General features: G+C 29.2%; 28 protein-coding genes and 1 tRNA gene. 6 read left to right on the top strand and 23 right to left on the bottom strand.

The window, feature by feature from the left end; translation table 11 throughout:
- The 11 genes from ACTT9C_RS04345 to ACTT9C_RS04295 form a co-directional block, all read right to left on the bottom strand.
- Positions 1-2,106 carry a sodium-translocating pyrophosphatase gene (locus ACTT9C_RS04345; protein ID WP_440923284.1) on the bottom strand — a complete coding sequence of 702 codons (2,106 nt, stop codon included), beginning with the start codon at positions 2,104-2,106 and terminating at the stop codon, positions 1-3.
- A gap of 77 nt (positions 2,107-2,183) precedes the next feature.
- Entirely contained in the window at positions 2,184-3,143 is a 960-nt protein-coding gene (thiL, locus tag ACTT9C_RS04340) for a thiamine-phosphate kinase (RefSeq protein ID WP_440923283.1), read from the bottom strand.
- Entirely contained in the window at positions 3,130-3,540 is a 411-nt protein-coding gene (locus ACTT9C_RS04335; protein ID WP_440923282.1) for a transcription antitermination factor NusB, read from the bottom strand. Before ACTT9C_RS04335 ends, thiL begins: the two co-directional genes overlap by 14 nt.
- The gene (ribH, locus tag ACTT9C_RS04330; RefSeq protein WP_440923281.1) at positions 3,537-3,926 is read right to left on the bottom strand and encodes a 6,7-dimethyl-8-ribityllumazine synthase; all 390 of its coding nucleotides are present in this window, start codon (positions 3,924-3,926) and stop codon (positions 3,537-3,539) included. The genes ACTT9C_RS04335 and ribH overlap by 4 nt, the downstream gene beginning before the upstream one ends.
- Complete coding sequence (ribB, locus tag ACTT9C_RS04325) at positions 3,926-5,026, bottom strand: 3,4-dihydroxy-2-butanone-4-phosphate synthase (protein WP_440923280.1); 1,101 nt, start codon at positions 5,024-5,026, stop codon at positions 3,926-3,928. The genes ribH and ribB overlap by 1 nt, the downstream gene beginning before the upstream one ends.
- Positions 5,013-5,606 carry a riboflavin synthase gene (locus ACTT9C_RS04320; protein WP_440923279.1) on the bottom strand — a complete coding sequence of 198 codons (594 nt, stop codon included), beginning with the start codon at positions 5,604-5,606 and terminating at the stop codon, positions 5,013-5,015. Before ACTT9C_RS04320 ends, ribB begins: the two co-directional genes overlap by 14 nt.
- Position 5,607: 1 nt before the next feature.
- Complete coding sequence (gene ribD, locus ACTT9C_RS04315) at positions 5,608-6,714, bottom strand: bifunctional diaminohydroxyphosphoribosylaminopyrimidine deaminase/5-amino-6-(5-phosphoribosylamino)uracil reductase RibD (RefSeq protein WP_440923278.1); 1,107 nt, start codon at positions 6,712-6,714, stop codon at positions 5,608-5,610.
- Complete coding sequence (gene nrdR, locus ACTT9C_RS04310; RefSeq protein WP_440923277.1) at positions 6,695-7,153, bottom strand: transcriptional regulator NrdR; 459 nt, start codon at positions 7,151-7,153, stop codon at positions 6,695-6,697. The genes ribD and nrdR overlap by 20 nt, the downstream gene beginning before the upstream one ends.
- Positions 7,154-7,156: 3 nt before the next feature.
- The gene (gene glyA / locus ACTT9C_RS04305; RefSeq protein WP_440923276.1) at positions 7,157-8,464 is read right to left on the bottom strand and encodes a serine hydroxymethyltransferase; all 1,308 of its coding nucleotides are present in this window, start codon (positions 8,462-8,464) and stop codon (positions 7,157-7,159) included.
- A 2-nt stretch (positions 8,465-8,466) separates the two neighbouring features.
- The gene (gene rpiB, locus ACTT9C_RS04300) at positions 8,467-8,892 is read right to left on the bottom strand and encodes a ribose 5-phosphate isomerase B (protein WP_440923275.1); all 426 of its coding nucleotides are present in this window, start codon (positions 8,890-8,892) and stop codon (positions 8,467-8,469) included.
- A gap of 1 nt (position 8,893) precedes the next feature.
- On the bottom strand, positions 8,894-9,532 hold the full coding sequence (locus ACTT9C_RS04295; RefSeq protein ID WP_440923274.1) for an aspartyl/asparaginyl beta-hydroxylase domain-containing protein: 639 nt from the start codon (positions 9,530-9,532) through the stop codon (positions 8,894-8,896).
- Positions 9,533-9,605: 73 nt separating this feature from the next.
- Here ACTT9C_RS04295 and hemB point away from each other — a divergent pair, with 73 nt between their 5' ends.
- Complete coding sequence (gene hemB, locus ACTT9C_RS04290) at positions 9,606-10,595, top strand: porphobilinogen synthase (RefSeq protein ID WP_440923273.1); 990 nt, start codon at positions 9,606-9,608, stop codon at positions 10,593-10,595.
- Here hemB and recO read toward each other — a convergent pair whose 3' ends face one another.
- Genes recO through dapA form a run of 10 tightly spaced genes read right to left on the bottom strand, consistent with a single transcriptional unit; the run spans position 10,596 to position 17,918 of the window.
- Positions 10,596-11,276 carry a DNA repair protein RecO gene (gene recO / locus ACTT9C_RS04285; RefSeq protein WP_440923272.1) on the bottom strand — a complete coding sequence of 227 codons (681 nt, stop codon included), beginning with the start codon at positions 11,274-11,276 and terminating at the stop codon, positions 10,596-10,598. It lies immediately after the preceding gene.
- Complete coding sequence (gene rnc / locus ACTT9C_RS04280) at positions 11,276-11,941, bottom strand: ribonuclease III (RefSeq protein ID WP_440923271.1); 666 nt, start codon at positions 11,939-11,941, stop codon at positions 11,276-11,278. The genes recO and rnc overlap by 1 nt, the downstream gene beginning before the upstream one ends.
- Positions 11,941-12,675, bottom strand: coding sequence for a signal peptidase I (lepB, locus tag ACTT9C_RS04275; protein WP_440923270.1), 735 nt, complete (start codon positions 12,673-12,675; stop codon positions 11,941-11,943). Before lepB ends, rnc begins: the two co-directional genes overlap by 1 nt.
- Positions 12,668-13,060: a holo-ACP synthase gene (gene acpS / locus ACTT9C_RS04270; RefSeq protein WP_440923269.1), complete on the bottom strand. Its 393-nt coding sequence runs from the start codon at positions 13,058-13,060 to the stop codon at positions 12,668-12,670. Before acpS ends, lepB begins: the two co-directional genes overlap by 8 nt.
- Position 13,061: 1 nt before the next feature.
- Positions 13,062-13,781, bottom strand: coding sequence for a pyridoxine 5'-phosphate synthase (locus ACTT9C_RS04265; RefSeq protein ID WP_440923268.1), 720 nt, complete (start codon positions 13,779-13,781; stop codon positions 13,062-13,064).
- Positions 13,778-14,365 (bottom strand): orotate phosphoribosyltransferase, encoded by a 588-nt coding sequence (gene pyrE, locus ACTT9C_RS04260; protein ID WP_440923267.1) that lies wholly within the window; start codon positions 14,363-14,365, stop codon positions 13,778-13,780. Before pyrE ends, ACTT9C_RS04265 begins: the two co-directional genes overlap by 4 nt.
- Positions 14,322-16,067 (bottom strand): bifunctional (p)ppGpp synthetase/guanosine-3',5'-bis(diphosphate) 3'-pyrophosphohydrolase, encoded by a 1,746-nt coding sequence (locus tag ACTT9C_RS04255; RefSeq protein ID WP_440923266.1) that lies wholly within the window; start codon positions 16,065-16,067, stop codon positions 14,322-14,324. The genes pyrE and ACTT9C_RS04255 overlap by 44 nt, the downstream gene beginning before the upstream one ends.
- 21 nt (positions 16,068-16,088) lie before the next feature.
- Positions 16,089-16,640, bottom strand: coding sequence for a 2-amino-4-hydroxy-6-hydroxymethyldihydropteridine diphosphokinase (gene folK, locus ACTT9C_RS04250; protein WP_440923265.1), 552 nt, complete (start codon positions 16,638-16,640; stop codon positions 16,089-16,091).
- Entirely contained in the window at positions 16,567-17,037 is a 471-nt protein-coding gene (gene smpB, locus ACTT9C_RS04245) for an SsrA-binding protein SmpB (protein WP_440923264.1), read from the bottom strand. Before smpB ends, folK begins: the two co-directional genes overlap by 74 nt.
- A complete protein-coding gene (gene dapA / locus ACTT9C_RS04240; RefSeq protein WP_440923263.1) occupies positions 17,037-17,918 on the bottom strand; it encodes a 4-hydroxy-tetrahydrodipicolinate synthase in 882 nt (293 codons plus the stop codon). The genes smpB and dapA overlap by 1 nt, the downstream gene beginning before the upstream one ends.
- A gap of 43 nt (positions 17,919-17,961) precedes the next feature.
- Between dapA and ACTT9C_RS04235 the strand changes: the two genes are divergently transcribed.
- Positions 17,962-20,181 carry a lytic transglycosylase domain-containing protein gene (locus ACTT9C_RS04235; RefSeq protein ID WP_440923262.1) on the top strand — a complete coding sequence of 740 codons (2,220 nt, stop codon included), beginning with the start codon at positions 17,962-17,964 and terminating at the stop codon, positions 20,179-20,181.
- Here the strand turns inward: ACTT9C_RS04235 and ACTT9C_RS04230 are convergent.
- Positions 20,178-20,738: a class I SAM-dependent methyltransferase gene (locus ACTT9C_RS04230; protein WP_440923261.1), complete on the bottom strand. Its 561-nt coding sequence runs from the start codon at positions 20,736-20,738 to the stop codon at positions 20,178-20,180. The genes ACTT9C_RS04235 and ACTT9C_RS04230 overlap by 4 nt on opposite strands.
- A gap of 9 nt (positions 20,739-20,747) precedes the next feature.
- Positions 20,748-20,839: transfer RNA gene (locus ACTT9C_RS04225), tRNA-Ser, on the bottom strand.
- 64 nt (positions 20,840-20,903) lie between these two features.
- Here ACTT9C_RS04225 and ACTT9C_RS04220 point away from each other — a divergent pair.
- Genes ACTT9C_RS04220 through ACTT9C_RS04205 form a run of 4 tightly spaced genes read left to right on the top strand, consistent with a single transcriptional unit; the run spans position 20,904 to position 25,995 of the window.
- Entirely contained in the window at positions 20,904-22,157 is a 1,254-nt protein-coding gene (locus ACTT9C_RS04220; protein WP_440923260.1) for a sarcosine oxidase subunit beta family protein, read from the top strand.
- The gene (locus tag ACTT9C_RS04215) at positions 22,157-22,432 is read left to right on the top strand and encodes a sarcosine oxidase subunit delta (protein ID WP_085148025.1); all 276 of its coding nucleotides are present in this window, start codon (positions 22,157-22,159) and stop codon (positions 22,430-22,432) included. Before ACTT9C_RS04220 ends, ACTT9C_RS04215 begins: the two co-directional genes overlap by 1 nt.
- A 1-nt stretch (position 22,433) precedes the next feature.
- On the top strand, positions 22,434-25,445 hold the full coding sequence (locus ACTT9C_RS04210) for a sarcosine oxidase subunit alpha family protein (RefSeq protein WP_440923259.1): 3,012 nt from the start codon (positions 22,434-22,436) through the stop codon (positions 25,443-25,445).
- Entirely contained in the window at positions 25,432-25,995 is a 564-nt protein-coding gene (locus tag ACTT9C_RS04205; RefSeq protein WP_440923258.1) for a sarcosine oxidase subunit gamma, read from the top strand. The genes ACTT9C_RS04210 and ACTT9C_RS04205 overlap by 14 nt, the downstream gene beginning before the upstream one ends.
- The last annotated feature ends 18 nt before the right edge of the window (positions 25,996-26,013 follow it).

Genomic DNA, 26,013 nt, shown 5'->3' with positions numbered 1-26,013 from the left:
TTAACCAGCTATAACTGCTAATAGTAATAATGCTACTATATTAGTAATTTTAATCATAGGATTTACAGCTGGACCTGCTGTATCTTTATAAGGATCTCCAACAGTGTCACCTGTTACAGCTGCTTTGTGAGCCTCTGATCCTTTCCCACCATGATTTCCATCTTCTATATATTTTTTTGCATTATCCCATGCTCCACCACCTGCGGTCATAGAGACTGCAACAAAAAGTCCAGTTATGATAACACCAAGTAACATTGCACCAACTGCTGCAAGTGCAGCAACTTGTCCCCCAATAGAAAGAATTATAAAATACAATACCACCGGTGAAAGAACAGGCAATAATGATGGTATAATCATTTCTTTTATTGCAGCGACTGTTAATAAATCTACTAATTTAGCATAGTCGGGTTTTTGTTTTCTTTTCATTATACCTGGGTATTTTTTAAATTGTCTTCTTACTTCAACAACTACAGCGCCACCTGCTCTACCCACAGCCTGCATTCCCATTGATCCGAATAAGTATGGTAACATACCACCAATTAATAATCCAACCACAACATAAGGATTTGATAAATCAAAAGTAACCACAATACCTTCTAATGCAGATCCTGCCTCTTTCGAAAAGTGTTTTATGTCTTCTGTATAAGCTGCAAATAAAACTAGAGCACCTAAACCTGCAGAACCAATAGCATAACCTTTAGTTACAGCCTTTGTAGTATTTCCAACTGCATCCAATGCATCTGTAGTTTTTCTAACTTTCTTGTCAAGATTTGACATTTCAGCGATACCACCTGCATTATCTGTTACTGGCCCATATGCATCTAATGCCACAACCATTCCAGCTAATGCCAACATTGTTGTAACGGCAATAGCAATTCCAAAAAGTCCAGCAATTGAATTAGTAATTAAAATTCCTGCAACTATAATCAAAGCAGGTATTGCAGTCGCCTCCATAGATACAGCTAGTCCTTGAATTACATTAGTACCATGTCCTGTTGTAGATGATAATGCCACTGATTTGACAGGTCTATATCCTGTTCCTGTATAATATTCAGTGATCCATATTAGTAAACCAGTAATTATAAGACCAATCACACCACAATAATATAAATCCTTACCATTAAAAGTTTTGTCATTTATTGTATATTCATTAGAAAAACCAATCACATAATCAGTGACTGGCCAAAGAATTAATAATGAAGCTATAGCAGATACTATAAAACCCTTATACAGAGCATTCATTACGTTATTATTTTTTCCAAGTTTTACAAAAAAAGTTCCAATAATAGATGTGATCAAACATGCAGCACCAATTGTCAAAGGGTAAACCATCATATTTAAATCTCCCATGAAAAAAATGGATGAGAGAACCATTGTAGCAACAATAGTAACAGCGTAAGTCTCAAATAAATCTGCAGCCATACCAGCACAATCTCCAACATTATCACCAACATTATCTGCAATAACAGCAGGATTCCTTGGATCATCCTCTGGTATTCCTGCCTCTACTTTACCAACTAAATCTGCACCAACATCAGCACCTTTTGTAAAAATTCCACCACCTAATCTTGCAAAAATTGAAATTAAGGATGCACCAAATCCTAATGCAACTAGTGCATTTACAATCTCTCTCTCATCAACTTCAAATTTTAGTAATAAAAAATAATAAACTGCTATTGCTAATAAAGCTAAACCTGCAACTAACATTCCTGTGACAGCACCAGATTTGAATGCAACAGAGAGACCCTCTGCTAAACCTTTTCTTGATGCCTCTGCAGTTCTGACATTGGCTTCTACTGAAACTAGCATACCAACATAGCCAGCAATACCTGATAAAGCTGCACCAATTAAGTAGCCAAGACCAACAAGAGGACTAAAGGCAATACTAACAATTACCAAAACAACAACACCAACAATAGCTATAGTTTTATATTGTCTCGCTAGATATGCTTTTGCTCCAATTTGAATGGCTGAAGCAATGTCTTGCATCTTTGAATTTCCTGCACTTGAATTAAGAATATTCTTTCCAGTTAAATATCCATAAACAATAGATAATAAACCTGCTACAATTGTGTATACTAAAATAGTTTCTGCTGTTGTGTTCATATAAACCCTAAGTTATTGGTTGTTAAATTTTTAAGCCGGACAATACAAAAAAGAATGAAAAAGACAACGATTAACTTTCAGAATTGGTGAATATAACCTTTATTTTTAGCCTCAATTTGCTTATTTTTTATATTTATAATCTTAGATTTATTTTTACCAGATATAATTTTACCAATTTTGGTAATCTTTATACCTGTATTATTTGATATTCTTTTTATGATTCTTGATTTAATTGGATTGGCTGTAAAAAGTATCTGGTAGTCATCACCTTTAGATATAATATCAATTTTTCTCAATTTTTTAATCTCAATCAATTGACTTAAAGTGTTTGATATAGGTATTTTTTTTTCAAAAATATGAAAAGAAACACTTTGTCTATTAATCATTTTTTTTAAATCATCAATTAATCCATCTGAAATATCAATCGAAGTATTTGCTAGTTTTAATAAACTATTTATAAATTTTAATTGAAGATCAGGTTCATAATATTTTTTAATAAAATATTTAGATATTTTGTTATTTACTTTGATTTTACCTTTAAGTATTTGAAGTCCAATAAAACTATCGCCTAAATTTCCAGTTACATAAATATCATCGTTTAATCGAGATTTATTTCTGTAAACTATGCTTTTTGAATATCCTAATGAAATGATAGTAAAACTTAATTTATTCGAAAAAGTTGTATCTCCTCCACACAAACGAATATCATATTTTTTTTGTTCTTTCTTAAGTGACTCTGAAATTTTTGATAAATTTTTTTTTGAAAAGTAATTCTTGTTACCAGATCCTGAAATAAAGTAAAATTTTGGTTTAACACCCTTACAAATCAAGTCTGATATTGATGATCTCAGAATTTTTTTAATTACAAGATCAGGAGATTTAAAATCTATGAAATGAGTATTTATATTGTAGGTATCAACAGAAATAACGGTTTTTTTTGTCTTATCAAAAAAAACGTCATCATTTAAACCAAGAGCAGATACATTATGCTTAGATAATTTAGAAAAAAAATTGTTTACTAATTCAAATTCTTGCATTTTTAGATCTCAATTTTTTTCCTAAATCATCTAATAGAGCATTAAGATATTTTGTTTGAGAGTCCTCAAGAAAAAAATTAGAAGAATTTAGATATTCTTTAATAATAATATTTATTGATAAATTTGGTTTATACATAAATTCATAAGTTGCAGCTTTAAGAATAGTTTGAAAAATTTTATCTAATTTCTTAAAAATAAATTGATCCCCAAGTTTGCTATTCAATTCCTCTAAAATAAGATCATTTCTCTCAATAGTGCCCAAAACAATATCTTTAATAAATTTTTTAAACCTATGTTTAGGAAAATCTAAATCATTATCTTCATTATAAAATTTTCCATAAAGTTTTTGAATTATGATTACTCTAGGATTGTTTTTAGGCTTAAAGTAAGTCTTCATTTTTGAGATAATACTGAAAACACCGCGTTTGCAGCTTCAGCGCCTTTGCTTTTTCTAGCTTTTGCTTGTTTCATATTTAAACAAGTAATAATACCATTACCGACTGGTTTTTTTTGACTTACAGATATATCCATTATTGCATTAGTGGATGCTTGTGAAATAAAATCAAAATGAGGTGTTTGACCTTTTATTACACAACCTAAAGCCAAAAATGCATCAAATTTTTTTGAATTTTTTGATATTGTAATCGGGATTTCAAAAACACCTGGAACTCTAATAATCTTTACACGGTTTGACCTGGGTATATTTTTCAAAGCACTTTTTAGTAAACCATCACTTATATCTTTATAATAATTAGCTAAAACAATTAGAATTTTTTTATTCATTATATCAATTCCTGTTTCTTAATTTTAATTCCATACCCATCAAGTCCAATAACTTTTTTTAATGATCTAGTTATTAATATCATATTTTTAATTTTTAGATCTTTTATTATTTGAGCTCCAATTCCATAATTTTTAATTGATTTATCACTTCCCTGTTTGATAAATTCTTTGTTCTTATATTTTTTTAATGTCTGTGTTACCGAACTTAAATTTGAGTCTTTTATAAATACTAAAACGCAATTTTGGTATTTTTTAAAATAATTAAGAGTTTTATTAAATGAATTTGGCAACTTTTGGTTTATAAGATAATTTTGAACAATATTTGATGAAATTACTCTTACTCTTGGAGTGATACCTCTTTTGATTTTACCCTTTACAAGAGCAAAGTGTTCTGCACCATCTAATAAATTCTCATAAATTCTAATTTTATATTTTTGATTTTTGACACTAATTTGACTTTGCTTTTTTAACCTTATTAGTTTTTCTTTTTTTAACCTATAAGCTATTAAATCTTCTATTTTTCCAATTTTAAGCTTATGCTTTTCTGCGAAATCAAATAGATCTTGACCTTTAGCCATTGTGCCATTTTCATTCATAATTTCACAAATGACTGCTGAATTATTTTTTTTTGCGAGTTTTGATATATCAACAGAGGCTTCTGTATGACCTGCTCTTACAAGAACCCCACCATCTTTAGCAATAATTGGAAAAATGTGACCAGGAGATACTATATCCTTTTTACTAACATTTTTTTTTGATGCGATCTTAATTGTTTTAGCTCTATCTTTGGCAGATATACCTGTTGTAATTCCCTTCTTTGCTTCTATAGAAATTGTAAAAGCTGTTTTATTTCTCGATTGATTTACAGGAGACATTAAAGATAAATTCAATCTTTTAGCTTGTAAACTGTCCAGTGCTAAACAAATTAAACCACGACCATGTTTTGCCATGAAATTGATATTTCTTGCTGTTGAGTCTGATGATGAAATCACTAAATCACCCTCGTTTTCTCTTTTTTCATCATCAACTAATATGAACATGCCTCCCTTTTTAGCGACACTTATTATTGTTTCTATAGGTGCAAAATTATTTTTTTTCATAAAAATAATTTCTAACGTATTTAGACAAGATATCTATCTCAATATTTACTAAATCATATTTATAGAGTTTTGATAAATTAGTTTCTTTATAAGTGTGTGGAATTATCCAAATTTGAAAACCTTTTTTGGTTATTTTTGAAATTGTAAGTGATATTCCATTTACACAAATTGAAGCCTTTTCAATAAGATGTTTTCTCTCTTTCTTAGGTATCTCAAAGTTAAAAATAAATGATTTATCAATTTTTTTTATACTTAAAACTTTCGCAACTGTATCAACATGACCTTGGCAAATGTGTCCTGAAATTTTTGTTCCATACTTTAGTGGTAGCTCTAAATTAATTACATCTTTATTCTTTATATATTTAAATTTAGATCGAATTATTGTTTCTTTTGAAAGATAAAACTCCATCAATTGTGATTTATAAGAAATTAAAGTTAAACATACACCATCACAAGCTACCGATAATCCAATATCTTTTTTAGATACTTTAAGATTGCTTTTTACAAAAATATTAATACCTTTCGGTCTTTTGACAATTTTTTTAATTATACCCTGATTATATATTATTCCATTAAACATTTTAAATTTTATATAATGTTATTTTATTTTTTCCTAAATCTAGTTTTAAATCTATTTTCTTTTTATATTTTTGTTTCAATAAATTTAAACTATTAAAATTCAAATATTCATTATTTTTTGAGAGTTTTTTATCACTTTTATATAAATAAAATGTATTGAAAATTTTATTCCTTAAGAGATAATTTGTTAACTCATCACCTCCTTCTACTAATAAGTTTCTGCAGTTCAATTTATATAATTTTTTTAATATAATTTTGATATCAAATCTTCCTTTATTATCAATTTTAGATCTGATTAAATTTATCCCCTTTTTTTTAAAACTTAGAATTTGTGAATTACCTGCTTTATTGTAAAAAATAATAGTATTAGATCTGTTAGCTGTTTTTATTATAAAACTGTTAATATTAGTATTAAGTTTACTATCTAAAATAATTCTTTTTGGAGAATATTTCTTTACACCGTTTAATCTGCAATTTAATTTTGGATTATCATTATTTAATGTTTTATATGAAATCATTAATGAATCATTTTTATATCTCAATAAATGGGTAAATTTATCAGCCTTAGTGTTTGTAATTTTCTTATCTAATTTACTATAAATCAGATTATTTTTTGAAACTGCTATTTTACCAGTAACATATGGCAATTTTTTTTTTCTATTAAAAAAATATGTTGAATAAAAATTTTTAACTTTTTCCTCTAAGAGTCCTTTTCTTACTTTAATTTTTTTTGATTTTAGAATTTTAAAGCTTTTATTCTTAACTCTAGCATCAACATCTGGAACTGAGTAAATTACTTCTGAAATTTTAGATTTTATGATTAAATTTGTACAAGGTGGTGTCACACCATGATGACAACATGGTTCCAAGGTGACATACATTTTTGATCCATTTAAATTATCTATTGAGTTTTTTATTGCGTTAGACTCCGCATGAGGTCTACCATTTATTGAAGTTTGACCAATAGAAATAATCTTATCGTGTTTAACAATCACACATCCAACAGAAGGATTTGATCCTGTATGACCATATCGAGATTTAGCCAGTTTTAAGGCTATCTCCATATATAATTTATCTTTGCTTGAAAATTTATCTTTTTTTGTAGACATCAAGCTTGTCCACGAATTGTACAAAATCTTTTTCCTCTCGGAAATTTCTATAAACAGATGCAAAACGAACATATGCAACAGGATCTAATTCCTTTAAGCCTTCCATGACCATAGTGCCAATAGTATTTGTTGATATTTCACTTTGACCTAGCTCTTCAAGAGTTCTTGAAATTTTACTTATGAATTTTTCAGCGGTTTCTGTATCGATTGGGCGTTTCTTTAAAGCTATATAAATTGATTTTGATAATTTATCTCTATCAAACGCAGACTTTCTACCATTCTTTTTTATTACCATAATTTCTCTAAATTGAACCCTCTCAAATGTTGTAAAGCGTGCGCCACAAACACAAAGTCTTCTTCTTCTTATTGCTGTGCCATCTTCTGTAGGACGTGAGTCGACAACAGAGGTCTCCCCTTTTTTACATATTGAACAAATCATTAATTATAAGTTCTTATATATCGGAAATGATGAAGTTAAAGAAATAACTTCATTTTTAACTTCGTTTTCTACTTTGCTGTTATCGTTTGGATTTTCGGATAAACCTTTTAAAGTTTTTGTAATTAATTCGCCAACAGTTTTAAATTCATTTAAACCAAAGCCACGTGTTGTAGCTGCTTGAGTTCCTAATCTTATACCTGAGGTAATCATTGGCTTTTCAGTATCAAAAGGAATTCCATTTTTGTTACAAGTAATGTTTGCTCTTGAAAGACTCTCAGCAGCAAGATTACCTTTAACATTGTAAGGTCTCAAATCTACTAACATTAAATGTGTATCAGTTCCGTTAGAATAAATTTTAAAACCATTATTTTTTAAAGTTTCAGCTAACATTTTTGCATTCGCTAGGACTGACTTTATGTAATCTTTAAATTCCGGTTGTAAAGCTTCTAGAAAACCTGCAGCTTTAGCTGCGATAACATGCATTAATGGACCACCTTGGTATCCAGGAAATACCGCAGTGTTAAATTTTTTCGCAAGATCCTCATGATTAGTTAAAATTATTCCACCTCTTGCACTTCTAAAAACTTTATGTGTTGTTGATGTAACAACATGGGCATGATCACATGGGTTTGGATATCCTTTTCCTGCAACTAATCCAGAAAAATGTGCCATATCAACCATAAGATAAGCACCAACTTTATCAGCAATTTCTCTAAATCTTTTAAAATCTATTACTCTCGAGTAAGCACTTCCACCAGCTATTATTAATTTCGGTTTATGTTCTAAGGCAAGTTTTTCAACATTATCATAGTCTATGAGTTCAGATTTTTTATCAACGTCATAACTAATTGCATTAAACCATTTACCTGACATTGAAATTTTTAAACCGTGAGTTATATGTCCACCAGAATTTAAACTCATTCCCATAAATGTATCACCTGGACTTAACAGAGCTAAAAATACAGCACCATTAGCTTGTGCACCTGAGTGAGGTTGAGAATTTGCAAATTTACAATTGAATAATTTTTTTAATCTATCATTTGCAAGATTTTCTGCGACATCAACATGTTCGCAACCGTTGTAATAACGCTTACCTGGATAGCCTTCTGCATATTTGTTTGTTAATACTGAACCTTGGGCTTCCAAGACAGCTTGAGAAACTATATTTTCTGAAGCAATTAACTCAATATGTTGTTGCTGTCTTATTAGTTCATCTTTAATAGCTTTATATAATTCAGGATCTTTTACGGATAAACCATCCTCAAAAAAACTTTTATAGCTATCATTTAAATAACTCTTTTCACTAGACATAATTAAATTTTTTTAACCCTTCTTAAGTGTCTACCACCGTCAAATTTAGTATTTAAAAAAATTTTTATAAATTTGAAAGCATTTTTTTTACTAATTAATCTTGATCCTAATGTAATGATGTTTGCATCATTATGCAATCTGGATAATTTGGTAGATTTTGCGTTAAAACACTGAGCTGCACGTATATTTTTATGCTTATTTGCCGCAATATTCATTCCTGTGCCTGAGCCACATACTAAGATTCCAACATTATTTTTACCAATTTTGACTTTTTTTGCTAATTTATGTGCGTAATCAGGATAATCAACACTATTATCATTTACAGGTCCAAGATCATTAAAATTTAATTTTAAACTTTTAAGGTGTTTTTTTATGTCTTCTTTTAATTTAAATCCGGCGTGATCTGAGGAAATAAAAATTTTTTTCAAATTAGTTAAACTTGTAATCTAAAACACATGCAACTAGATGTATTCTATTTTCTTCACCACCATTAAAGGCGTTATGGTATTTTGTATTATTTGTAATCCAAACCGATCCATCTGCTGGCATGTGTTTAGCAACATTATCTATAACCATAATACAACCAGGGTTCGTGATTATAGGTATATGTAATCTAGGCTCTGGATCTCTATGCCAACTTAAAGTTGATCGTGGTTCCTTAAGTAAAATTCTCATCCTACCTAATTTATAATTTGAGGACAAAACATCATACACATGTTTAAAGTAAGTATTTTCGTAATCTTTAACAAATTCACTATATGCAGACTCATTTATTGCTCCTTCCCTCATTACTTCTTTGCCAGATCTGTCAGGTTTAGTCCAATAAAGACCTCTTGCTTTATTTCCTTTGATAGAATCTGGATCACCAGGAATTTGCGTTAAAGATATGGCACCAAAATGCGTAACACCTGCGTCTTCAAACTTTTTAGTCTGAATAATTTGAGTATACGCTTCTTGAAGTTTTGAGATGTCAAATTTTATTTCTTGTTTTTGGAAGTCGCTAAAATCTAAAACTCGTTCTTCTTTTTTTACATTTAAATTTATTATCTTTGTATTTTCGACTGTCATCGTGATTGCTTTGTACCTTTTTTACTATATATGTGTATATTACATTTGTCGCATTTTTAAAATAAAATTAAATATGATTACAGGTAAATATCCTAGTTTAAGACTAAGAAGAAATAGAAAAAACAGCTGGTCAAGAAGACTTGTCTCAGAAAACAATTTATCACCTAATGACTTTATACTACCTATATTCTTGATTGAGGGTAAAAACAAAACCCAACCTATAAAATCTATGCCAGGTGTATATAGATATTCTATTAATAAATTGGGAATAATCTTAGATCGAGCTATTAAAAATCAGATACCTATGGTTGCTTTATTTCCTTATACATCACCTAAATTAAAAGATGATTTAGGAAATGAAGCTCTGAATGAGGATAATTTAGTATGTAAAGCTATAAAATACATTAAAAAAAGATATAAAAATAAAATTGGAATAATGTGTGATGTAGCTCTAGATCCTTACACAAGCCATGGTCATGATGGAATTCTCAAATCAAACAATATAATGAATGACGAGACTATAGAAATCTTAATTCAGCAATCTTTATTACAAGCTCAAATGGGATGTGATGTGTTAGCGCCGTCAGATATGATGGATGGACGAATTGGTAAAATTAGAAAAGCTCTAGACAAAGGAAATTTCAAAAATACTCAAATTCTTTCTTACGCAGTTAAATATGCCTCTAGCTTTTATGGGCCTTTTAGAGATGCTGTTGGATCTAAGGTTGCCTTAAAAGGAGATAAAAAAACTTATCAAATGGATTTCAGGAATTATGATGAAGCAATAAGAGAGGTGGCTTTAGATATAAAAGAAGGTGCAGATATGGTCATGGTAAAGCCTGGTTTACCCTATCTTGATATTATAAGATCAATAAAAAATAAATTTAAGATACCTGTTTTCGCCTATCAAGTCTCTGGTGAATATAGCATGTTATCCAATGCTGTAGAAAAAAAAATATTAAATAAAGATGCGATATTTGAAAATTTAATGAGTTTTAAAAGAGCTGGTGCGAATGCAATAGTTAGTTATTACGCAGATAGATTAAATGAAATTTTACCTTAATTATCTCAGTGAATTTATGAACTGAGTTCTGCTAATTGGATAGTTTAAGTTATTTGGTTTTAATACGGTTTTTTCTAAAAAATCGCTTACTAATTTCAATCCATTTAAAAGTATATTCAAATCATTAACTACAATTTTCTTATCAATTAGAAAATTTGGTATTATCTTTTTTTCATTTTTGGATTTAACTACATATATTATTTTATCATCTAATAACTCTTTAGTTGCAAAATTACTTAATTCTAAATCAAAACCTATGGTCTTAAGTAATTCTAATTCCCAAAAAATATAATCTTTTAACCACTCATCATTTGAGAGTATCAAATAAAATTTTTCAATAAGGTCAAATATTCTAATATTAGATTGAGACTCAGCTGTTAATAAACGAATTAAACTCATTGCAGAATTAATGCATGAAAGTTTTTGAGAATTTTCAAAATATATAGGAGAATAAACTTTTTGGATTTCTAATTTAAAATATCCTAATTTATTCTCAGATTTTGAGTTATAATTTAAATATAGTTGATTACCAATTTGAAGATAATTTTTGATTTTTTTTGAAGTACCGCCAAAAACGATACCCGATATTTTTCCATGATTTTTAGTATAAAATTCCGAAATAAGAGAATTTTCGTTATATCTATTTTTTGAAAGTAAAAAACCTGTATCGTCCCAATTCATCAAATCAAATTATCATTTAAACAAATTAAAGCTGCATTCTGCTCTGCTTCTTTTTTAGATTTTCCCTCACCATTGTAAAATTTCGTATTTTGTAATTTTACAGCAACTCTGAAAATAGGCTTGTGTCTTGGGCCAGTATCTGAGATTATTTTATAAGTAGGCAGTCTTTTGAACTTTTTCAATGAAAACTCTTGAAGTTTTGTTTTTGCATCAATTTGAGTAATCACACTTTCTTTTATTTTTTCTTTCCACAATTCTAATATAATTTTCTCTGTTATATTAAATCCCCTATCAAGGTAAATAGCTCCAATTAAAGCTTCACAACTATCTGATATAACCTTATCCTCAATTGTAACTGATCTATTTTTTGGATTGAAAATTAAAATATAATTTTGCAAATTAATATTTTTAGCAATTTCCAAACATGTCTTTTTATTTACTAATGAAGCATATTTTTTATCCAAAATTCCTTCCTTTTCCTCTGGATAAATCTCTAAAAGTTTTTTTGCGATAATTAAACCTAAGACTCTGTCTCCTAAAAATTCTATTTTTTCATTATTATTCTTTTTATTAAAGCTTTTATGAGTAAGACTTTGAACAAGTAAATTTTTATTTTTAAACTTATAATCTATTTTTTTTTCAAGTTTAGAATAATCAATTTTCATTAAATAATTTTCTTAAAAAATCTGCCAAATCGAATAGATTTGTTCCATTTCCAAAAAGCAAAAATACTACCAACTGATCTATCAGATGAAAAAAAAATAAACCTTGCTTTACCAACCAAATTATCTTCATGGACATAACCCACACTAGTTAAATACCTGCTATCTTTTGAACAATCTCTATTATCACCTAAAAAGAAATAGTGATTATTAGGAACATTAAAAACGTCTGAATTCTTAAAAGTAAAATTTTTAAGATAAACGGTTTTATATATTTTTCCATTCGGTAATTTTTCCTCAAATGTAAAAACATTAATAATTTTATCTCCACAATAAATTGGATCTTTTTCTGAGATTTTAGACTTTAAAATTTCACTATTATTTAAATATAAGTTAGTGTCTATAAACTGAATTCTATCACCTGGTAAACCAATAAGTCTTTTAATATAATCTGTTCTATTATCTGCAGGGGTTTTAAAAACTATTACATCGCCTCTTTGTGGCTTACTAGAAAAAATTCTATTCTTAAAAATAGGTGGACTAAATGGAAATGAATGCTTGCTGTATCCATATGAATATTTTGTTACAAAAAGCCTGTCTCCAACTAATAAACCCGGTTCCATGGATGAAGATGGAATATAGAATGGTTGAATAATTAAGGATCTAATAATTATAGCTATTATTAAAGCATAAAAAAGCGTCTTAAAGTTTTCTATAAAAAATTTTTTATTAAACATTTTTTTCCTGAATTATGGTAAATGCAATTGAATATTCCTTTTCATCAGATATTGAAAGAAATATATCAAAATTTTTCACTTTTAATTTTTTCAATATAAATTTTTTGGTTTTGTGATTTAGTCTAAAATATGGTTTACCTAAATTATCATTTAAAATTTCAATATCTTTAAAATTTAACCCTTTTCTAAATCCAGTGCCAAGCGCTTTAGAGAATGATTCTTTTGCTGCAAATTTTTTTGAAAAATAGATAGATTTATCTTTTACCAACCTAGAGTTTTTAATTTCAAGCAAAGTGAACAATCTTGAGATAAAATTTTTATTTTTAATAGAGTTTTTAAGCCTTTTATTTTCAACAATATCTACACCGATACCTAAAATTTTCATTCTAATTTTTGATAATTCTTTTAAACTTTTTTATGACAAATGGTAAACCATAAAAAATAGACTCACCAATAATAAAATGCCCAATATTAAATTCTACTATTTCATTTATCTTGGTTAGTATCTTTGTAGATTTAAAATCCAGGCCGTGTCCAGCATGTACCTCCACACCAATTTTTGATGCCAATATTGCACATTTCTTAATCTTTAAAAATTCCTTAATAAAAGATTTTTTTGATTTTATCAGATTGGAAAAATGTCCTGTATGTATTTCAATACAATCAGCACCTAGTTCTTTAGACAAATAAATATCTTTTGTATTTGGGTTTACAAATAAACTTGTTCTAATATTTTTTTTTTTAAATTGTGATATTATTTTTTTAATTTTATTTTTATTTTTCCTTAAATCTAAACCACCTTCAGTTGTTATTTCATTTCTATTTTCAGGCACAATACAAATAAATTTTGGTTTTATTCTTAAAGCGTTTTTTACGATATTGCTATTTGTTGAAATTTCTAAATTTACTAATAATTTTTTTATTGAACAAATTTTTTTTGCGTCCAAATCTCTTATGTGTCTCCTGTCTTCTCGAAGGTGTATGGTAATAGAGTCGGCACCTTTTTTTTTAACAAATAATGCAGCTTTATATGGGTCAGGATGAATTTCACCTCTAGCATTTCGAACAGTCGCAACATGATCAATATTTACCCCTAATCGTTTCACTTAATAAATCTGCTTCCTGGTATTGAAATGGGAATTGAGTCTAATTCTTTTGGTATTTTGTTTGATTTATAAGTTGGTACTTCAATTTTAAGATGTGAAATTATTTTTTTTCTTATTTTCAATGTTTTCTTTGTTGATCTGTCTATAATTGTGGCAAAACCTACTAATATTGCATTAGATTTTTTTATTAGTTTTACACATTCCATACTAGATTTTCCTGTCGTTATTACATCTTCAATAATAATAACTTTAGACCCTTTTTTAATTTTAAACCCTCTTCTTAATGTAAATTTACCTTTGACTCTTTCACAAAAAATCGTCTCTTTTTTTAAAATTCTACCAATTTCATAACCTATCACAATACCACCAATGGCAGGTGCCAAAATTAAATCAAATTTTCTAAAATTTTTTTTGATTTTAAAAGCCAATGATTTACATATTTTTTCTGCTTTTGATGGATAACTTAAAAGTTTAGCGCACTGGATATATTTTGAAGAATGTAATCCAGAAGATAAAATGAAGTGTCCTTCTAATAAAGCATTAGTCTTTCTTAAAATATCTAAGGATTTTTTGTGTGAAAGCATTTCTTTTATCTTCGTGTCTAATTATCTTAAATTTTATACCTTTTTGTTTAAGCTCTGCAATAAAATTAGTAAAATTTTTCAAATCTCTTATTATCAGCTGAAATTTAAAATTGATATAATCAGGTTTTTTTCCAGCCATTACTAAATTTGAAATATTTAATTTATGTTCACCAATTAATGAACTTACATTTCCTAATTGCCCTGGTTTATCAGGTAATGAAATCCACAAAGTGGTATTGTATTTTTTTATTCTTTCCTGCTTCGCCTCACCTCTATCATGCCAATATCTTCTTATAGCAGCTCTGGCTTTTCCAGTTTTTGTTGTTGGAATCCAGTGAAGTGATGGTGACTGATTTTTTGAGGTAATTATTTTTATTCTATCACCATTTCTTAAAATTGATTGAAGTTCACTTTTATTTCCATTTATTTCACATCCAACTGCCGTATCACCAATTTTTGTATGAACGGCATAAGCGAAATCTATTGCAGTTGCATCTTTAGGTAGTTTGATTACTGAACCTTTGGGAGTAAAACAAAAAACATTTTCCTGGAACATTTGAAGTTTAGTATATTCGTAAGAGTGTTCAGGATTTTCATTTTTTTCTATAATTTCAACCAAATCTTTTAACCAATCATATTCTTTCCAGGTGAGAGAGTTGAATTTTTCTGAGGATTTATATTGCCAATGAGATGCTATTCCTCTCTCAGCGAAATCGTGCATCTCTTTAGTTCTTATTTGAATTTCTATGGGTTTTCTATTAGATCCAATAACTGCAGTATGAATTGATTTATAGCCATTAATTTTTGCTGAAGATATATAATCTTTAAATTTCCCAGGTATACAATTATATTCTTTGTGAATTATTCCTAAAGTTTTATAACAGTCATCAACATTATCCAAAATAATTCTAAATCCAATAATATCGGTAATTTGTTCCAAAGAAACTCTTTTTTTCTGAACTTTTCTCCAGATTGAAAAAGGTGTTTTTTCTCTTCCATAAATTTTTGAAGAAATTTTATTTTGATCTAATAATTTTCTTATTTCAGTTGATAAGGTTTCAAAAATATCTTTTTTATTTGATTTTATTTCATCAAGTCTTTTTTGAATTAACGATCTAGCCTCATTATTTAAAATTTCAAAAGAGAGATCTTCTAACTCATCCCTGATTCTATGCATTCCCATCCTGTCTGCCAACGGAGCATAAATTTCCATAGTTTCTTGGGAAATCCTTTTTCTTTTCTCCTCTTTTGAAATTGCTTTTATAGTTCTCATGTTATGTAATCGATCAGCAATTTTTACTAATAAAACTCTAATATCTTTTGAAGTTGCTAGAATTAATTTCCTAAAATTTTCTGCTTTGGAATTAGATGATGCATTATTTTCAAGTGCAGATATTTTTGTAACACCATCAACTAAATCTGCAACTTCATCTCCAAACTCACCTTTGATAGTTTCATAAGTTGCATATGTATCCTCTATCGTGTCATGTAATAAACCCGTAGTTATGGTTGCACTATCTAATTTTAAATCAGTCAATATATTTGCTACTTCAATTGGATGGACTGAGTAAGGATCACCTGAGGCTCTTTTTTGATTGCTATGGGCTTTTACCGCAAAGTCATAAGCCTTATTTAACCTATCTGGATTTAAAAACTTATTATATCCTTTTACTTTATTTATTAAATCATCTGAATTAAGCATACACCTTATTATATCATTAATTCAGATTTGTTTAATAGATCTTATGTCTCTATTTGGTAATGATATTATGAGTTTTTTAATGTGATCTTTGGAAATTGGGTGTTTCCAATTTTTATTTAATTCAAATAATGGAAAAAGGACAAAATTTCTATTGTGCATTCTTGGATGAGGTAAATTGATTTTTTGGCTAATTTTTTTACTTTTATAATCAATTATATCTATATCACATTCTCGAGGGGCATTTTTATACCTTTTTTTACGTCCAAGACTGATTTCAATGTCTTTAGATACTTTAAGTAATTCTAAAGGTTTTAAATCAGAGATAACTTCCAAGACTATGTTTAAATATTTAGGTTTATTTTCATCTGGCCATGACAAACTCTCATAAAAATTTGATGATTTGACAAGTCTGATGTTTCTTAACGATAATTCATACTTAGCTTGTTCAATTTTATATCTTCTGTTTCCTAAATTTGAACCTATACCTAAATAGATACGGCTAGCTTGATTTTCTAAAGTATCTTGATCTATCACGATTCCAGTCTCTATCTTTTTTACTTGCTCTTTTATCATGTAGTTTTTTTCCTTTTGCAACAGCAAGTTCAATTTTAGCTTTTCCTTTTTTAAAATACATTTTAGTAGGAACAATGGTTAGACCATCTCTTTGTATTTTTCCTATTAATTTATTTATTTCACGTTTATTTAAAAGTAACTTTCTTTCATCGGTGGGATTGTGGTTAGAATAACTGGCTTGTTTATAAGACGCTATATGAGAATTAATCAAAATCAACTCTCCATCTTTTTCAATAGCATATGAGTCTGCAATATTAACTTTTCCTTCTCTAATTGATTTAATCTCAGAACCTTTAAGAACAATTCCAGCTTCTAATAAATCTTCAAAAAAATAATTAAAACTAGCCTTTCTATTCAAACATATTATTTTTAAACCAGAATTGGTTTTTTTGTTCATTAAATTAATTTAGCTGTATGAAGAGCCTTTTTGACAATTTCTTTGGTAGTATCTGTTACTTTTACTAATGGTAATCTTACATGGTCATCGCATAAATCTAATAATTTTGCAGCATACTTAACTGGACTAGGATTGCTTTCAACAAACATAGCATGATGAACGGGCTGCAATATTTCATTTAATCTATCAGCCTCTTTAATTTCATTATCATTGTTAGACTTTGAAAATCTTTGGAAATCAGAACAAAGTTTTGGGGCAATGTTAGCTGTTACACTTATAGCACCTACTCCACCTTTTCTATTAAACTCTAAAGCGTTATCATCATTTCCTGTTAATTGTATAAAATCTTTACCTAATTTTTCTAATGTTTTATCTACTCTTGTTAAATCTCCTGTTGCATCCTTAACACCAATAATATTTTTTAATTCAAATAATCTTGCCATTGTTTCAACTGACATATCAATCACTGATCTTCCAGGAATGTTATAAATTAGAATTGGAATTCCACATTTATCATTGATAGCTTTATAATGTTGATAAAGTCCCTCTTGGGTAGGTTTATTGTAATACGGAGTTACAATTAAAGCTCCATCTGCTCCCATTTTTTCGGCATGCGTAGTCAATGAAATAGCTTCCTCTGTAGAGTTAGACCCAGTACCAGCAAATACAGGTAATTTTCCATTACTTTCCTTGACACATAAATCAATTACCCTTTCATGCTCATTATGGCTTAAAGTTGGAGACTCACCAGTTGTTCCAGCAGGAACTAAACCATTTGTCCCGTTTTCAATATGAAAATGGATTAACTTAATGTAAGTTTCATCATCAAGTTTATCATTTTTAAATGGAGTGACTAAAGCAACATTTGATCCTTTGAACATAAATACTTATAACATAGTTTGTGGATTCATATACTAAAAGATTATGCTAAAAAAATTCATATTTTTTATCAATTTATTTTTCTTCTCTACTATTACTATTTTGTTTTCTGCAGAAATAATACCTATAAAAAAACCAATACAAACTAAAGCGGAAAAGGACCAGAAATTATTAATTGATGTAATGAAGCCTCTGCCAAAACCAATGCCCAAAAAAATAGTAGAGGAAATCGAAAAAAAACCTGAGGAAGAAATTGAGTTAAAAGCCGAAAAAAATTTAGGTATCATTTTGCCTAAGAAAAAACCTTTAGTCGCTGGAACAAATAAAACTGATACAGTAAAGAAATCCAAATATTACAAAAAGAAAGATTTTGAAATTGCAAAAAAAGCTATTTCAGAAATGAAACAGGCAAAATGGCCTACAGCATTGAAAACGGCAAAAAGAGCCAAAGATAAATCCATTTACAATTTTATACAATGGAGACATTTACTAACAAAAGGAAATAAAGCATCGTTTTACGATTATAAAACTTTTATAGACAAAAATGAAGATTATCCACGATTGGGAAGGATAAAATATTTAGCAGAGCATAAACTTTCCACAGATACTATTTCACCTAAAAAAATTATCGATTGGTTTGGTGTTGATGAACCTTTAAGTGGTTTTGGAAAAATGATACTTGGAGAAAGTATAATTCTCAATGGTAATACACAAAAAGGTATCTCTTATATTAAAGAAGGATGGATTACTGCTGAACTAAGCAAATCTGAATTAAGATTCTTTAGAAAAAAATTTAAAAAGTATCTTAATGCTGATGATTATATCAAAAGAGCAGATTATTTAGCTTGGAATAATAAATACTGGGATTTAAAAAGATTATTAAGATATTTACCTAAAGATCATCAATTACTTTATACGGCTAGACAATTATTAATGAGTAAATCTTATGGTGTAGATAATGCAATTTCAAAAGTTCCAGCAAAGTTTAAAAATGATGCGGGTTTAAATTACGATAGATTAAAATGGAGAAGAAAAAGAGGAAGAGTTGATAGTTCTGTTGAAATCTTAGTAAAAATTAAAAACACCAAAGATTATTTGGTCAGACCTGACAAGTGGTGGTTTGAAAGAGAAATCATTTCAAGATCATTAATTTATAAAAAGAAATATGCATTAGCTTATAAAATTTCAAGCAATCATGCTTTAACTGATGGACCTGAGTATGCTGCCGCAGAATGGATGAGTGGGTGGATAGCATTAAGTTTCTTAAATGATCCTTTATTGGCTAAGGATCATTTTGAAAATTTTTATAATAATGTTGGTTATCCAATAAGTATTGCTAGAGGAGCTTATTGGTTAGCTAAAACTTATCAGAAACTTGGTAAAAATGAATTAGCTAAAGAGTGGTTTGGTAAAGCATCTAATTTTCTTACTACATATTATGGTCAGTTAGCATTTATTGAGTTAAATCCCAATCAAACTTTTGAATTATCTAAAGGTACTGAAGTTTCAAAAGAATATAGAGACTACTTCTTTAAAAAAGAATTGGTCAAAACAATTTATCTTCTTGATGAGCTAAATGAAGATAAATACGCAAAACATATTTTAAGACATTTGGCTAATGATAATATAAATAATGGTAGTGAAGTTTTAGCAGCAGAATTAGCAACAAGTATTGATAGATTTGATTTTGCTATTCAAATAGCCAAAATTGCATCATATGAAAAAAGATTTCATAACAAATATAATTATCCAATTATAAGTACACCAAATTACATAAATGGAAGAAAAATTCCTGAGACTGCATTTATACTGTCAATAATAAGACAGGAAAGTGAATTTGATTTAAGTGCCAATAGTCATGCAGGAGCAAAAGGTTTGATGCAGCTCATGCCTTACACGGCAAAAGTAGTTGCTAAGCAAGCAAAACTTCCTTATTCAAAATCTAGATTAACAAGAGATGCAGAATATAATATCAATTTGGGTTCTCACTATATAGCTGGTTTAATTTTGGAATATGATGGCGCTTATCCGTTTGCAATAGCAGCTTACAATGCCGGACCTAAAAGAGTTAGATATTGGAAAAAAATAAATAAAAATCCACAAAAGAACCAAATTGATTACGTAAATTGGATTGAATTAATCAAATTTAAAGAAACAAGAAATTATGTCCAAAGAGTTTTAGAAAATTATAATGTTTACAGATATATACTTGAACAAAAACCTATAAAATTAAAAGATTTTTTTAAAAACGACCCTTTGTATTAATCTTTTAAAGCTACCCACTTAATCTTCATTTCTTTGACTACATTATTATATTTTCTTATATATTCTTGTAATTCATTTTGATCTATTTCTTTATTTTCGAGTAGTTTTATATATTTTTTTTCTAATACAAAATTAATATCTTTTATAGTAAAGTTTACGCCATGTATTAATGCTAAAGGTGTATTGGATGCTTTCATCTTTTCCCATTTTTCATTCATACTTTTATCGTATAATTGAAGACCAAGTATAGTAATTGGTCTTACGTGAGTAGGATCAGATATAAAATCATCATGTCTTGGATGAGGAACTCTAATATCAACAATAGAATTGTTTTTGCAAATTCTATAAAGTTCTTTAATTATATTATTGAAGACATCTGGATTTTGACCAATATGCTCTAAAACGTGTGACAATAATATTTCATCAATTGAATTATCTTCAAAAGGATATGGAAATTTTTCTAGATCATGAACTACATCAGGATTGTAATATTGAAATTTATCAACATTAACGTAGCCTTTTAATATCTTTGAACCGCTTCCTAAATTTAGTTTCATCTGTCAATATGGCGGAAGAGGAGGGATTCGAACCCTCGGTACAAGTTTCCTCGCACGGTCATTTAGCAAACGACTGGTTTCAGCCTCTCACCCACTCTTCCAATAAAATTGTCACTTTTGATTGTATTGAATAATCAATATTTATAAAGTAATTATTCAATAATTATGAAAAATAAGTACTCAATATTTTCACTTATTAAAAACGCTTTTTCTTATCATGAAAATTGGGAGAAAGCTTGGAAAGATCCTGAGCCTAAAAAAGAATATGACGCTGTAATAGTTGGTGGTGGAGGACATGGTCTCGCAACGGCCTATTATCTAGCAAAAAAACATGACATGAAGAATATTGCTGTTGTTGAAAAAGGTTGGATAGGCGGAGGAAATACTGGTCGAAATACCACAATAATCAGATCTAATTATTTATGGGACGCAAGTGCAGGTCTATATGATCATGCTCTTAAAATTTGGGAGGGTTTATCTCAAGAATTAAACTATAATGTTATGTTCAGTCAAAGGGGGGTAATGAATCTTGCACATAATTTGCAAGATGTTAGAGATTTAAAAAGAAGAACTCACGCAAATAGATTGAACGGTATTGATGCAGTTTACTTAAATACCGAAGAAGTTAAAAAATTTTGTCCAATTATAAATACTTCGCAGGATATTCGTTATCCAGTTTTAGGCGGAACCCTTCAAAGAAGAGCCGGTACAGCTAGGCATGATGCTGTTGCTTGGGGATATGCAAGAGGTGCTGATGAAATGGGTGTTGATATAATTCAAAATTGTGAAGTAAAAGGAATAAAAAGAAATGGTGATACAGTTGAAGGAATTGAAACAACTAAAGGATTTATCAAAACAAAAAAAATTGGAGTTGTGGCAGCTGGTCACTCCAGTGTAATAGCGAATATGGCTGGATTGAAATTACCTTTGGAGAGTAAACCACTTCAAGCTTTAGTGTCAGAACCAGTAAAACCAATAATAGATACGGTTGTGATGTCTAATGCTGTTCATGCGTACGTCAGCCAATCTGATAAAGGAGAATTGGTAATCGGAGCAGGAACTGATGATTACGTATCTTACTCTCAAAAAGGAAGTCATGATATCGTGGAAGGAACTCTAAATGCAATTTTAGAGCTATATCCAATATTTAGTAGAATGAGAATGCTTCGTCAGTGGGGTGGAATAGTTGATATATGTCCTGATGCAAGTCCAATAATAAGTAAAACATCAATTAAGGGTTTATACTTCAATTGTGGTTGGGGAACAGGAGGTTTTAAGGCAACACCTGGCTCTGGAGATTTATTTGCTCACACAATTGCAAATGACGAACCTCATAAATTAAATGCTGCATTTAATATAAATAGATTCGTAAGTGGTGATCTAGTTGATGAACATGGTGCAGCCGCTGTTGCACACTAATGTTTTTAATTAATTGTCCTTTTTGCGGTGAGAGAGAACAAAGCGAATTTAAAGCTGGTGGAGAAGCACATATTGTAAGGCCAAAACAACCTACAGAACTAAGTGATGATGAATGGGCAGAATATTTGTTCATGAGAAAAAATATAAAAGGAATTCAGTTTGAAAGATGGAATCATGTTCATGGTTGTAGAAAATGGTTCAATATGGTTAGGGATACCTCCAACGACCAAATTAAAGCTGTCTACAAAATGGGTGAAAAACCACCAGTAAAATAAAATGACTAATAATTTAAGATTTAAAACAAGCAAATTTATTGATGAAACTTATCGGGTTTCTTTTAAGTTTAACAATAAAACATATTTTGGTTTTAAAGGTGATACTCTAGCATCAGCTTTATTGGCTAATGGCATTCATCTTGTTGGACGAAGTTTCAAATATCATAGACCTAGAGGAATTATGACATCAGGTTCTGAGGAACCAAATGCAATTATTCAATTGCATGATAATTCCTCAAGGACTGAACCAAATGTAAGAGCTACAGAAGTTGAAATATATGAAGGTTTAGTTGCATCTAGTCAAAACTGTTGGCCTAGTGTCAATTTTGATATTGGAGGAATTAATAATCTATTATCTCCTATCTTACCTGCAGGTTTTTATTATAAAACTTTTATGTGGCCTGCAAGTTTCTGGGAAAAGTATGAATACTTTATCAGGAAATCTGCGGGTTTAGGTAAATCACCTAATGTAGCTGACCCAGACATATATGAACATAATTATATTCATTGTGATGTTTTGGTTATCGGAGCAGGTATATCAGGAATAATAGCAGCTAAAATGGCGGCTAAAAATGGTTTTAAAACTCTTTTAGTTGATGAAAAATCTTATTTGGGGGGATCTTCTATTTATGATAACTCAGAATTTTCAAAGATTAATAATCAAATAACAAGTTCATGGTTAGAAAAAGAAATCAACGAAATATCTAAATTAGAAAATTTAGAAATAAAAATAAGAACTAGCGTTGCAGCATTTCATGGATACAACTTTTTATTAGCCCGTGAAAATCTTACTGATCATTTACCGATTAATCAAAGAGAAAATAAAGTAAGACAAAGATTATTAAAAATTAGAGCTAAAAAAGTAATCACAGCAACTGGCTCTATAGAAAGACCTTTAATATTTGATAATAATGATCGTCCAGGGATACTGTTATCTTCAGCAATTAAAAAATATATTGATTTATATGGTGTGGCTTGTGGTGAAAATAATATTCTTTTTACCAATAACGATACCGCATACGAAACAGCCATGAGCTTAATTCAAAGAGGAATTAAAATTAATGCAATAATTGATAATAGAGAGCAGATTGATTCTAAAATTTCTTACGAGGTTGAGAAAAATAATATTAAAATTTACAAAGGTTATACTGTCGTTGATACCTACGGATATAGAAGAATTAATAAAATATCCATTATGAAACTTTCAAAAGATGGTCAAACAGTAATTGGTGACAAAACAAAGTTGAATTGTGATTGTTTAGGTTTATCTGGTGGTTGGACCCCTGCAGTACACTTGTTTACACAATCAGGAGGTAAATTAAAATTTAGAGAAGAAGACCAAGTATTTATACCTAATTTTTATCCTTCAGATCAAATAAGTATTGGATCTTGTAATGGAGACTTTGGTTTAGAGGAAATAATAAAGAATACCTTGTCTTCTATTAAAAAGTTTCTTGATATTGATAATTCTGAATACAAAACTGTTGAAACAATCTCAGGTTTAAATCAATCAAAAAGAAATATTTGGTTATTACCATCTGATAAATCTATTGGGAAAACTAAATCTTTTGTTGATTATCAAAACGATGCAACTGCAAAAGATATTAAATTAGCTCTAAGAGAAGGGTTTAGATCTATAGAACATGTAAAAAGATACACCACTACTGGTATGGGTACTGATCAGGGTAAACTTGGTAATATGCATGCTCTTGGAATTATCTCAGAAACAGTGGGAACTAAAATGGGTGAACACGGAACTACAACTTTTAGACCTCCTTATACACCTCTTACTTTTGGAACTATTGTTGGAAGAAATGTAGGAGAATTTTTTGATATATTCAGACGTACTCCGATACATGATTGGCATGTTGCCAACAACGCTGAATTTGAAAACGTTGGTCAATGGAAAAGAGCTTGGTACTATCCAAAGGATAATGAAAATATGCATCAAGCAGTACAAAGAGAAAGTAAAGCTGCAAGAGACTCAGCAGGTATTCTGGATGCGTCTACATTAGGAAAAATTGATATTCAGGGTACAGATGCTTCAGAATTTTTAAATCGTGTTTATACTAATGCTTGGTCAAAACTAGCAGTGGGTAAATGTCGTTATGGTTTAATGTTAAATGAAGATGGAATGGTTTATGATGATGGCGTTACAACTAGATTGGGTGAAAATCATTATATTATGACCACCACTACTGGCGGTGCGGCTAATGTATTAGGAAAACTTGAAGACTATCTTCAGACAGAATGGCCTGAATTAGATGTCTATTTATCATCTGTAACTGATCATTATGCTACAATAAGTGTGTGTGGTCCTAATAGTAAAAAAATCGTTTCAAAAGTTATTCCTGATTTAGATCTTTCTGATGAAAAGTTTCCACATATGTCATTCAAAAATGCAAAAATAGATAATATTAAATGTAGAGTGATGAGGATCAGTTTTACTGGAGAACATAGTTATGAAATTAATATCCAAGCAAACTTTGGTAAATCTGTTTGGGAAAAATGTATGGAAGCTGGTAAAGATTTTAATATTACACCTTATGGAACTGAAACGATGCACTTATTGAGAGCGGAAAAAGGTTTTATAATAGTTGGACAAGACACTGATGCAACGCTAACACCAATTGATTTACAGATGGATTGGATAGTAAGCAAAAAAAAATATGATTTTATTGGAAAAAGATCATTATATAGATCTGATACTATTAGAGAAGATAGAAAACAATTGGTTGGTTTATTAACAGATAATCCTGAGGAAGTTTTGGAGGAAGGTGCACAGATAGTCGCTGATATTAAAAAATCACCTATTGAAATGCTTGGCCATGTAACCTCAAGTTATTACAGCCCAAATTTAGGAAAATCGATCGCATTAGGTGTTGTAAAAGGTGGAAAAAACATGTTGGGGCAAAAATTGATCATACCAATGGAAAATAAGAATATTAATGTAACTGTAGCTGATCCAGTTTTTTTAGATAAAGAAGGTAAAAGATTAAATGTTAAATTATAATCATACAATTAAAGAGGAAAAATCATATCAGGGTCTACAAATGAACGAAGTTAAACCTGTTATGAAATTGATAGTAAGAGGTAAAAAAAGAGAATTTTTATCAGCTATTGGTAAATCTTTAAATATGGTTTTGCCTACAAAAGCAAATACTTCAACTCAAAGTGAAAAATTGACTGCTCTTTGGTTGAGTCCTGATGAATGGATGATTTTTTCAAATGCCGTTTTTAAAGAAAATACAAACTCTTATGAAACTGAAACACTTTTAAATAAAAACATTTCTAAATTAAATTTAGGAGCTGTGGTAGATGTAACGGATCAATTTGTTAGGATTAATCTCAAAGGGGATAAAATTTATGATTTGTTTCAAACAGGCTCTCCTTTTAATTTTAATGATTTTAAGGTTAAAATTGGCTCTGTGACCCAAACAATTCTCGCAAAAATAGATGTGATCATTCATAATCAAAATAAAAACGAGGTGAATTTGTTTGTAAGACGCTCATTTTCTGAGCATTTATTCGCATGGATGAATGATAGTGCGTCAAGATTATAGTCACATTTAGATCTCAAA

This window comes from Candidatus Pelagibacter sp. (genome assembly GCF_052049575.1).
GTDB lineage: Bacteria > Pseudomonadota > Alphaproteobacteria > Pelagibacterales > Pelagibacteraceae > Pelagibacter.
This window is presented reverse-complemented; position numbering and strand designations above follow the sequence as displayed.

Coding starts and splice junctions, on each gene's coding strand:
- ACTT9C_RS04345 (WP_440923284.1), bottom strand. CDS start 2,106: ATGAACACAACAGCAGAAACTATTTTAGTATACACAATTGTAGCAGGT.
- thiL (WP_440923283.1), bottom strand. CDS start 3,143: ATGCAAGAATTTGAATTAGTAAACAATTTTTTTTCTAAATTATCTAAG.
- ACTT9C_RS04335 (WP_440923282.1), bottom strand. CDS start 3,540: ATGAAGACTTACTTTAAGCCTAAAAACAATCCTAGAGTAATCATAATT.
- ribH (WP_440923281.1), bottom strand. CDS start 3,926: ATGAATAAAAAAATTCTAATTGTTTTAGCTAATTATTATAAAGATATA.
- ribB (WP_440923280.1), bottom strand. CDS start 5,026: ATGAAAAAAAATAATTTTGCACCTATAGAAACAATAATAAGTGTCGCT.
- ACTT9C_RS04320 (WP_440923279.1), bottom strand. CDS start 5,606: ATGTTTAATGGAATAATATATAATCAGGGTATAATTAAAAAAATTGTC.
- ribD (WP_440923278.1), bottom strand. CDS start 6,714: ATGTCTACAAAAAAAGATAAATTTTCAAGCAAAGATAAATTATATATG.
- nrdR (WP_440923277.1), bottom strand. CDS start 7,153: ATGATTTGTTCAATATGTAAAAAAGGGGAGACCTCTGTTGTCGACTCA.
- glyA (WP_440923276.1), bottom strand. CDS start 8,464: ATGTCTAGTGAAAAGAGTTATTTAAATGATAGCTATAAAAGTTTTTTT.
- ACTT9C_RS04295 (WP_440923274.1), bottom strand. CDS start 9,532: ATGACAGTCGAAAATACAAAGATAATAAATTTAAATGTAAAAAAAGAA.
- hemB (WP_440923273.1), top strand. CDS start 9,606: ATGATTACAGGTAAATATCCTAGTTTAAGACTAAGAAGAAATAGAAAA.
- recO (WP_440923272.1), bottom strand. CDS start 11,276: ATGAATTGGGACGATACAGGTTTTTTACTTTCAAAAAATAGATATAAC.
- rnc (WP_440923271.1), bottom strand. CDS start 11,941: ATGAAAATTGATTATTCTAAACTTGAAAAAAAAATAGATTATAAGTTT.
- lepB (WP_440923270.1), bottom strand. CDS start 12,675: ATGTTTAATAAAAAATTTTTTATAGAAAACTTTAAGACGCTTTTTTAT.
- acpS (WP_440923269.1), bottom strand. CDS start 13,060: ATGAAAATTTTAGGTATCGGTGTAGATATTGTTGAAAATAAAAGGCTT.
- pyrE (WP_440923267.1), bottom strand. CDS start 14,365: ATGCTTTCACACAAAAAATCCTTAGATATTTTAAGAAAGACTAATGCT.
- ACTT9C_RS04255 (WP_440923266.1), bottom strand. CDS start 16,067: ATGCTTAATTCAGATGATTTAATAAATAAAGTAAAAGGATATAATAAG.
- folK (WP_440923265.1), bottom strand. CDS start 16,640: ATGATAAAAGAGCAAGTAAAAAAGATAGAGACTGGAATCGTGATAGAT.
- smpB (WP_440923264.1), bottom strand. CDS start 17,037: ATGAACAAAAAAACCAATTCTGGTTTAAAAATAATATGTTTGAATAGA.
- dapA (WP_440923263.1), bottom strand. CDS start 17,918: ATGTTCAAAGGATCAAATGTTGCTTTAGTCACTCCATTTAAAAATGAT.
- ACTT9C_RS04235 (WP_440923262.1), top strand. CDS start 17,962: ATGCTAAAAAAATTCATATTTTTTATCAATTTATTTTTCTTCTCTACT.
- ACTT9C_RS04230 (WP_440923261.1), bottom strand. CDS start 20,738: ATGAAACTAAATTTAGGAAGCGGTTCAAAGATATTAAAAGGCTACGTT.
- ACTT9C_RS04220 (WP_440923260.1), top strand. CDS start 20,904: ATGAAAAATAAGTACTCAATATTTTCACTTATTAAAAACGCTTTTTCT.
- ACTT9C_RS04215 (WP_085148025.1), top strand. CDS start 22,157: ATGTTTTTAATTAATTGTCCTTTTTGCGGTGAGAGAGAACAAAGCGAA.
- ACTT9C_RS04210 (WP_440923259.1), top strand. CDS start 22,434: ATGACTAATAATTTAAGATTTAAAACAAGCAAATTTATTGATGAAACT.
- ACTT9C_RS04205 (WP_440923258.1), top strand. CDS start 25,432: ATGTTAAATTATAATCATACAATTAAAGAGGAAAAATCATATCAGGGT.